The organism is Kitasatospora sp. NPDC057512 (assembly GCF_042802135.1).
Lineage (GTDB): Bacteria > Actinomycetota > Actinomycetes > Streptomycetales > Streptomycetaceae > Kitasatospora.
Window position 1 is genome coordinate 1 of sequence record NZ_JBHVET010000343.1, and the last position, 8436, is coordinate 8436.

General features: G+C 73.6%; 7 protein-coding genes and 2 pseudogenes. 3 read left to right on the top strand and 6 right to left on the bottom strand.

The window, feature by feature from the left end:
* From ACFU6K_RS22030 to ACFU6K_RS22045, 4 genes and pseudogenes are all read right to left on the bottom strand, one after another.
* On the bottom strand, window positions 1-636 hold a 636-nt coding region (locus ACFU6K_RS22030; RefSeq protein ID WP_380665502.1), incomplete at its 3' end, for a hypothetical protein.
* A gap of 123 nt (window positions 637-759) precedes the next feature.
* Window positions 760-1701 carry a TIGR01777 family oxidoreductase gene (locus ACFU6K_RS22035; protein ID WP_380665504.1) on the bottom strand — a complete coding sequence of 314 codons (942 nt, stop codon included), beginning with the start codon at window positions 1699-1701 and terminating at the stop codon, window positions 760-762.
* A 704-nt stretch (window positions 1702-2405) separates the two neighbouring features.
* Window positions 2406-2729 (bottom strand): plasmid stabilization protein, encoded by a 324-nt coding sequence (locus ACFU6K_RS22040; RefSeq protein ID WP_380665506.1) that lies wholly within the window; start codon window positions 2727-2729, stop codon window positions 2406-2408.
* Between the two features lie 129 nt (window positions 2730-2858).
* Window positions 2859-3386: pseudogene (locus ACFU6K_RS22045) on the bottom strand (SDR family oxidoreductase); the annotation flags it as partial.
* Window positions 3387-3542: 156 nt separating this feature from the next.
* Here ACFU6K_RS22045 and ACFU6K_RS22050 point away from each other — a divergent pair.
* The 3 genes from ACFU6K_RS22050 (at window position 3543) to ACFU6K_RS22060 (ending at window position 6816) form a co-directional block, all read left to right on the top strand.
* Window positions 3543-3764 carry an HAD family hydrolase gene (locus ACFU6K_RS22050; RefSeq protein WP_380665508.1) on the top strand — a complete coding sequence of 74 codons (222 nt, stop codon included), beginning with the start codon at window positions 3543-3545 and terminating at the stop codon, window positions 3762-3764.
* 10 nt (window positions 3765-3774) lie between these two features.
* Window positions 3775-4509, top strand: a complete 735-nt coding sequence (locus tag ACFU6K_RS22055) for a class I SAM-dependent methyltransferase (RefSeq protein WP_380665511.1) — start codon at window positions 3775-3777, stop codon at window positions 4507-4509.
* A gap of 363 nt (window positions 4510-4872) precedes the next feature.
* Window positions 4873-6816: a hypothetical protein gene (locus tag ACFU6K_RS22060; protein WP_380665513.1), complete on the top strand. Its 1944-nt coding sequence runs from the start codon at window positions 4873-4875 to the stop codon at window positions 6814-6816.
* 683 nt (window positions 6817-7499) lie between these two features.
* Here ACFU6K_RS22060 and ACFU6K_RS22065 read toward each other — a convergent pair.
* Window positions 7500-7799 carry a hypothetical protein gene (locus ACFU6K_RS22065; RefSeq protein ID WP_380665515.1) on the bottom strand — a complete coding sequence of 100 codons (300 nt, stop codon included), beginning with the start codon at window positions 7797-7799 and terminating at the stop codon, window positions 7500-7502.
* Between the two features lie 437 nt (window positions 7800-8236).
* Window positions 8237-8436, bottom strand: a pseudogene (locus ACFU6K_RS22070) (hypothetical protein); the annotation flags it as partial.

Below are 8436 nucleotides of genomic sequence, written 5' to 3' on the forward strand. Positions count from 1 at the left end.
GGCGCTGGTCCGGCCGGCGGCCAGGTGCGTCTCCTCCTCCTCGACGCCCGGGGCGGCCGCGTACGCCTCCGCCGCCGTGGGCACCGGCCCGACCGGCACGCTCCGCACCGGCGGGGGCGGCGTCGGCGGCAGCCCGCGGGTGTGGAGCACGTCGTCGGCGAACTCCGGCCGGTCGACGGGCAGCCCGTGCCGGCCGAACACGGCGAACAGCTCGGCCAGGGCGCGTGGTTCGAGCCCGCGCGGCCGGTCGTCGTCGGTGACGTCGAACTGGCCGAGCAGCGGGCCCCAGAACCGGCCCGGCGGGTCCACCAGGCGCAGCCGGAGGGTGACCCGGTGGACGCTGGTCTCCGGCTCCTCGTCGAACTCCATGGCCAGGCCGCGGATCTCCGCCCAGGCGTAGCGGCGCGGCACCAGCAGCCGGACCACGGTGAGGCCGTCCTCCTCCTCCCGCAGCCAGAAGGTGTGCGGCGCCCCGACGGCCACCGCGCCGGCCACCAGGGCGCCGATGAACACGGCCGTCCCCGGGCCGGCGGCACCGGACTCCCCCAGCACGATCACCGTCACCAGGGCCAGCAGGCAGCCCATGCCGATGATGTCCACCCGCCGCCGCATGTGCGACAGCCGTACCGTCCGCATCCCGCCCCCTGGTGTCCCCTGTGTGTGGCTCCACGCTCCCGGGAGCCGCCGGGCCCGGGCAAGCGCCGGCGGGCAGCTGTGACGGCCCCGTGACGAACCCGGCCCACCACGCTTCGGAAGGCGCTACCGCCCGCGCAGCCGCCGGACGAGGTCGCGGGCGGCCTCCGGCCAGCTCGGGTGGTCGAAGGTGAAGCCCGCGTCGAGCAGCCGGGTCGGGACGACGCGGCGGCTCTTCAGCAGCAGTTCGGTGTCGGAGCGCAGCGCGAAGGCGCCCAGCTCGGCCATCCAGCGGGTGGCGGGCAGGGCCAGCGGCATGCCCCAGGCGGTCCGCAGCTCGCGCATGAACGCGCGTTGCGGCAGCGGGTTCGGGGCGGCGAGGTTGACCGGGCCGGTGAGGTCCTCGCGGGCGATCAGGAACTCGACGGCGCGGGCGAAGTCCCGCTCGTGGATCCAGGAGACGTACTGGGCGCCGCCCCCGACGGGGCCGCCGGCGCCGAGCCGGGCCAGCCAGGAGAGCGCGTCGAGGGAGCCGCCGCGCTCGGGGCCGAGGACGGCGGCGGTGCGCAGGGCGACCCGGCGGGTGTGCGGGGTGTCGGCCTCCGCCTGGGCGCGTTCCCAGGCCCGGGCGACGTCGACGCTGTGCCGCCAGGCGGGCGGGGCGTCGGGCTCGTCGCCGCCGATCAGGCCGTCCCGCTCGCCGTTGGGGGCGTCGTGGCGGTGGGCGTAGACGGTGGCGGTGCTCATCTGGAGCCAGTGCGCGGGCGGGCGGCGGGCGACCGCGACGGCCTCGCCGACGATCCGGGTCGAGTGCACCCGCGAGTCCATCACCTCCTGCCGGTTCGCCTCGGTGGAGCGGCAGTTGACGCTGCGCCCGGCGAGGTTGAGCACGACGTCGGCCCCGTCGACCTCCGCCGCCCAGGCACCGAGGGTCCGCCCGTCCCAACCGACCTGCCGGGGCCCGGCGGGCCTGCGGCTCAGCACCACGACCTGGTGCCCGGCGGCGGTCAGGCTCCGGTCGAGCAGCGCCCCGAGCGCCCCCGACCCACCGGGAATGACGACCTTCATGGCTTCCCCCTCGTGCCCTCGGCTCCTCGGAACCCAGCCTAGCCCAAGCTTCTGAACGCGTTCAATTCCATCGACCGTCCGTTCCCCACCGTCACCGCGTCGGGGCGGCGATCACCGGACCGTACGTCCGTTCCGATCCCCGGTCAGCGGACGTGGACCATGTCCCGGCACGCGTCAGCACCTACCCTCCCGAGCTGTCGATCCGATACATCGAACCGATGGCTCGCGCCCCCGGGGCCGGTCGACCCCGGGCGGACGCCCGCGTGCTGTGCACCCGGCGCAGACCGCCGACCAGAAGGAGCCACGATGACGGGGACCGGCCACAGCACGGAGCCCCACCGGGACGACACCCGCGGCCACGCGCCCACCGGACCGGAGTCGACACCGGCCGAACGGCGGCTGCACACCGTCCACCGCCCGGCCGTGTCATGGCCTCCGGGTCAGTCGGGAGGCTCCGACGGGCGGGGGTGCCCGGGCTCCGGCGAGGTGGGCTCCGTGGGCTCGCCCGGGCCGGGCGGGGCCGGCGGTTCAGGGGGCGGTTCGGGCGTTCCGGGAGGCGCGGGCGGATCCGGTGGCACTGGTGGCTCCACCGGCTCCGGCGGCTCCGGCGGGCCGGGCGGCTGCGGCAGGGGCGACGGCGACGGCGGAACCGGGGTGACATCGGGGTCGGGCGGCACGGGAACGGTACCCACGGTGACCAGCTCCTATCGGCCCAGGGCGTGTTCGAGTTCCTTCTTGTTCATCTTCGAGCGCCCGTGGATGTTGCGCTGCCTGGCCTCGTTGTAGAGCTGCTCCTTCGTCGGCCCCTGGGCGCCGCTGTGCGACCGCAGCCCACCGCGACGGGAGGAGGACATGTCCTTCACCGAGCTGCGGCTGGCGGTCTTCGACTCCCCGTGCCGGGCCCGCTCCTTGTTCACGGTGCGGGCGGCGATCTCCTTGGCGCGCTTCTCGCTCTCGCCGCGCTCCAGCGCACTGTCCTTGATGTGCTCGTACTGCCGCTCCCGCTTGGGACTCGATCCGCGAGGCATGGTCACACACTCCTGTCCGATGACTGCGGGGTACGTGCTCCCCGCATCCGTGAAAGGAACCCGCTACCAGCGCCGGCAACCGGCTTGCCCCCGTCCAGCCGCGCGCCCCAGCCCGTCGGCGAGGGCGCCGAGGGCGTTCACCACCAGGGTCGCCACCGTGCTGCCGCCCACCCAGTACTCCCGCCGCCCGGGGTGGTCGACGGCGAACAGCACGGCGCGCGCGGCGACCTCGGGCTGGTAGATCGGCGGAACCGGCTGCGCCCGACGGGGCAGGCGGGACCGGACCCAGTCGAACTGCGGGGTGTTGACGGCCGGCCTCTGCACCATCGTGGTCCGCACCCGGGTACCGGAGGCGAGCAGCTCGCAGCGCAATGCCTCGTTGAAGCCCTGGATGGCGTGCTTGGCGCCGCTGTAGGCGCTCCGCAGCGGAATGCCGCGGTAGGCGATCGCCGAGCCGACCCGCACGATCACCCCGGCATCGCGGGGCAGCATCCGGGCCAGGGCGCCCCGGGTGGCGTAGACGTAGCCGAGGTACGTGACCTCGGTGACGCGCCGGAACTCCTCCGGGGAGACCTCGGTGAACGGGGCGAAGACGGAGACGAACGCGTCGTCGACCCACACGTCGGCCGGCCCGAGTTCCTCCTCGGCCCGATCGGCGATGACGATGGTCCGGCAGGCAGTTTCCATACTGCTTCGGGTTTCCCGGAAACAGCGGGGCAAACGGCCCGGCGCCGCGTGCGTGGCCGGTCGTCGGGCCGTAGCGTCGACAGGGTGGACCTGCCGGGGGCGGGGGCGGGAGCGAGGGAGGCTTCGATGCCGGGCGAGGCGCTGTTCGTCGGCGACACCCCGTGGGACGTCCAGGCCGCCGCCGGGGCCCAGGTCACCCGCGTGGCGGTGCTCTCCGGCGGCTTCGGCAAGCGGGCCCCGCGCTCGGCCGGAGCCCTTGAGGTCCACACCGATGTCGGCGAACTCCTCGCCCGCGTCGGTTCCATCGCCCTCGCGGACCCGACGCACTTCCAGCCCGTACGCGGCTGAGCGCACGGCCGTGGACGACTCCCCCGACGGCGGGTGCGCGGTCTCAGCGGAGTTCTACGATCTCCTGCAGGCCGAGACCGACCGCCGTCTGGCCGAGCGGCGCTTCGCCGCGGCCGCCACGCGGGCCCGCCACGCGGTCCTTGATGTCGGCGCCGGCACCGGCACTGCCACCGAGGTCCTGCTGCGCGCCTCCGGTGTGCCCGTCCACGCCGTCGAACCGGCCCCGGCCATGCGCGCCGCCCTGCTGTCGCGCCTGGCCCACCTCGGGGCGGACCAGCGCGCTCGCGTCACCGTGCACCCCGAGCCCCTCGCGGCGGCGGGCCTGACGGCCGTGGCGGACCTGGCCGTCGCCTCCAACGTGATCGCCTGTCTGGATCCCCCGACCAGGCGGGCCACCTGGAAGGCGGTCTCGGCAGCCCTGCTGCCCGGTGGCCTGCTCCTGTTCGATCCGCCGCCCGCCGACCTGCCCGACGGGTGCGAGGCGGCGGGACGGCTCGGCCCGGTGCGGGTGGGTCCTGACCTGTACAGCGCCGACGTCACCCGCCGGCCCCATCACGGCGTCCTGCGCGTGGTCTTCACCTACCGCGTCGAACGCGAGCAGGAGCTCCTGCGCGAGGCCCGGGAGGCGTTCGACATGTGGCCTGTCCCGCCCGAGCGGCTCGCCGAGGAGCTCGAAGCCGCAGGGCTGCGTGTCGTGCGGGCGCCCGGATCCGACCTCGTGGCGGCTCGCCGCCCCGCTCGCTAGGTCCGACCTCGCCCGCCTGCGGACCTCACGTTCCGGGTGCCACCGCTGCCGGACGGAAGAGAGCCGCAAATGTAGTAGCCATTCCGCAGACACATTGGCGCGGAGAAGGGTGGAGTTCCGCTGGTGGGCGCGTTGCTGACGCGCCTCCGGACGGTGGGGCAGAAATCGGCCGAGGCTGGTTCCGCCGATGCGGTCGGTGGTCCGGACCTGGTCCTGCCGGACACCGCACCGGAGGCGGCGAGGAGCTGTCCCCCCATGAAGCCGGGGGCGGGCCGTCCCGTCCTCGCACCCGTCAGGCCCAGGTTGTCCGACCGCTGGAGCAGGATGGGTCCGACGCGTCGCCTCAAAGTAGGGAAGCAACGAATGGCCACCCATGGAACCCGGCTGCCGATGGAGTTCCTGGCCGCTGTCGCGGCCGGTGCCGACCCCGGGTCCGCGGCGGCCCGGATGGCAGCCGAACAGGCCCGTGGCGTGGCCGACATCCAGCAGGCCGGACCGCTCCTCGCGGCGCTGCTCACCAAGCCTTACCGGGATTCGGCACCCTCCTGGCTACTGGAGGCGGCCGTGGCGAACGGGCTGCGGCAGACCGAGAGCGAATACGAGTACCTCACCGCCTCGACCTCACTGGTGGTCCTCGCGCTCGTCCATCCCGACTGCGACCCGACTCTGCGGGCCGACGCCTTGCGCCGCTGCTCCGACCGCCGGCTCGGATCCCTCGGCACCGCCGACCACCCGGCCGACCTCTGCGCGGCCGTCGCCGGCGAACTGCGCCGACGGGTTCCGCAGCCACCGCACATGACGCCCGAGCTGCTCAAGGAACCAACGCCCGCACAGGTGGTCCTGCGAACGGAACGCCTCCACGACGAGGTATTCGAGGCCGCCGTCGCGCTCCTCCCCGACGGCCCCGACCGCACGCGTCTGGAAAACGAGGATTCCGGTGCCTGGTCCGAACGGATCAGGACGGCGTTCGACGCGTGGGGACGTATGTGGTCGGCTGTACTCGAACAGCACCCTGACCGTCACCCGCAGATCATCGCCATGACCGCCGGCACCAGGGCAAACCGGGTCGTCCGTGACCAACTGCTCGGCAGCGTGCCGTGGACGGTCGAGCCGAAGCTGCTCCGGCAGATCGCGCTGGATGACCTCTCCCGGTTCGACGCCGCCATGCTCACGACCCGGATCTGCACCTTCCTCCAGGACGGTTCCTCGAAGGAGGGGGCCCGACAGCGCTTCGCCGCCGAGCTCTCCGCCCTGGAGGAGACCGACCGGAGGGACATCGAGTTCCTGTACCTACGGGACGACGGCTTCGACATCGACTGGGGCACCGACTCCGCCGTCTCCTGGGTGAGCCACGCGGCCGACGGACCGTGGCGCCTCATCCTGAACCCCGCCGAGGCCAAGCCCGTCTACGGCGATCCCCACACCTGGCGAAGCCACATCGACGAACTCGCCGACCTGGCAGGACACTTCGCCACAACCGCCGCGCAGGCCCTCCAGACCTGGAAACCGAACGACCTCTACGGAATCAGCAGGGCCACGGACCTGCGCTGGATCCGCGACATGCTGGTCCACCTTCCGGAGCTCACACCAGCCGTCGAAGCGACCGTCCGGCTGGTGATCCGCGACGCCCGCCGCGGCCGGTCCGGCCCCCAGTCCTACGACTACAAGTCCCAGGAAGATCGCAGGCGGTTCGACGAACTCCTGGACGCGATCACGCGGATCGTCGCCGACGCCGCCCCGCAGCCACCCGCGACCCGTCGCACGGCCCTCGGCGATCCCGAGGAGGTGACGGTGCGAAGCTTGTCCGCCGCCTCTGCGGAGGTACTCGACGCGTACCTCGACCGGCACGCCGGCGACGACGACCTCGTGGAGAAGGCGCTGCTGTCCCTCGCCTTGCACGGCCGCCGCGGCAAACCGGCATTCGCCTCGGTCCTCGCCCGCCACTCCGACCCGCGCCACGCCGTCCACACGCTCACCCGGGAGCTTCGCCACAGGCTCGGCGGCAGCCCCGCCAACCGCGAGGCATGGGCCCGGGAGATCCTCGCCCTGCCCGACTGCTCCAGCGAGACCGTCCTCGCCCTGCCCGCCTGGACCGCACTCAAGGCACGCGGGCACCGCTACGACAGCACGCATCCCACCGTGCTCGCCCTGGTCGAAGCCGCGCTCGGAGACGACCACCAGGCCTGGCAGCGATTCGCCGACAGCCCGATCGGCAACTCCGGACCCAGCGCCTGGCTCCGCCTCGGAGACATCCTCACGGCCGCCACAGATGGGACGGTACGGCCGAAGCCGCCCACCTCCCGCTGACGACTCCGGCGGTCCCGAATCGGGCCGGCTCGTACAGTCGCACGAGCCGGCCTGCGGGCCACCGAAATCCCCCGACGCGATCGCCAAGCCGAACCTGCCCAGCGGCGGCTCGACGGTCGTTTCCTGCAGCCGCCTGAAGGCCACCCGGAGGCCGAGGCCGCGTTCGAGCGACTCGTCGCGGGTTGGATCTCCGAAGCCCGCCGGCAGACCGCCCTGTACGAGGAAGCCCTGCGGCAGCTCGTCGCTGTCAAGGTCCTCCCGGTGGAGAGGGAACCGTACGAGGACCGGGCGCACGACCCGCTGACCGTGTGGGCGACGGCTGCAGAAATCCTCCGCATCATCACGGAGTTCAGCCTCTTCTGGCGCACCCCCGGCCCCCGACGGGGGCTCGGCACCCGCCGCTCCCCAACCTCGCCTGACCGCCGCCCCGCAACGCCCTCCGGAAGGTCGGCGGGGCGGGGTCAGGCGGCACATTTACGACCAGGTGAGCAGGACGTAGCCGGGCCCACCGTTGTGGCCGACGGTGGCGGGGGCCTGTCCGGTGGTGCCGCTCTCGCCGGCCTGACTGCCAGGGCTGGGCGCGGGACCCCCTCCGTGGCCTCCGCCTCCTCCGGCTGCGCCACTCGCGCCGTCGAGGCCGGAACCTCCCTGACCGACACCGGCGGGAAGGGTGACGGGCAGAGCTACAGAGCCCTGGCCGGGAGCACCCCCTGGCCGCCGGCACCGCCGCCGCCACCACCGGCTCCGCCGCCACCGCCGCCACCACCGGCGGGGCCCAGGACGTAGCTCCCACCGCCACCGCCCCCACCGCCTCCTCCGCCGCCACCGGCAGCACCGCCGGCACCGCCACCGGCGACCACGTACACGGTCACGGCGTTCACCTCAGCCGGCACGGTGAAGAGGTACTCCCCCGGGTTGGTGAACTCCTGCTGCCCCAACGCCTGGACCGCGGCCGCGGACCTCCCGTCCCTGGGAGCCGCCACAGCGGGAAACACACCCCCCAGCAGACACCCCACCACCACGGGAACACCCACGACGACCCACCGCAGCCTCACGACCTCCACGCCCGACTCTGCCATGACACCTTCTCCATCCCTCGGAAACGCAACGAAACGAACCGCACATCGACCGGGCACACCTGTCGGCCACTCACCTCATCGACCAAGTCGGAAGACCGGCAGCCGCTTTCACCTCGTCTCGGCCCCGGTGTTGCCATCGGGTGATCAGCGCGCAGCCCGGACCGCCATGACCGCCGCTTCCACGGGGAGACCCTCGGCCGAGAGACGCCGGGAGCGGCGCGGTGAAGACACTTGCCGTGGCCGCGGCTTGGGTGGCGGGGCTGCGCCGGCACCGCTCCTCACCGTGGCCGGGTCTTCGGCGATCGGTGCTCGGTGAAGTCCCGGCCACGCCAAGGGTGTTGCTACCAGGTGATCAGGATGTAGCCGGGGCCACCCGCGCCGCCCTGCCGACCGGTGTCGCCACCGTTGCCGGAGCCGCCCGGCTGCGAGCCGGGGTTGGGGCTCGGGGCGCCGCCGTTTCCTCCCTGGCCTCCCGTGCCGCCGGCGCTGCCGTTGCCACCGCTTCCGCCGGCTCCGGTACCGGCGGGCGGGGTGACGGCTG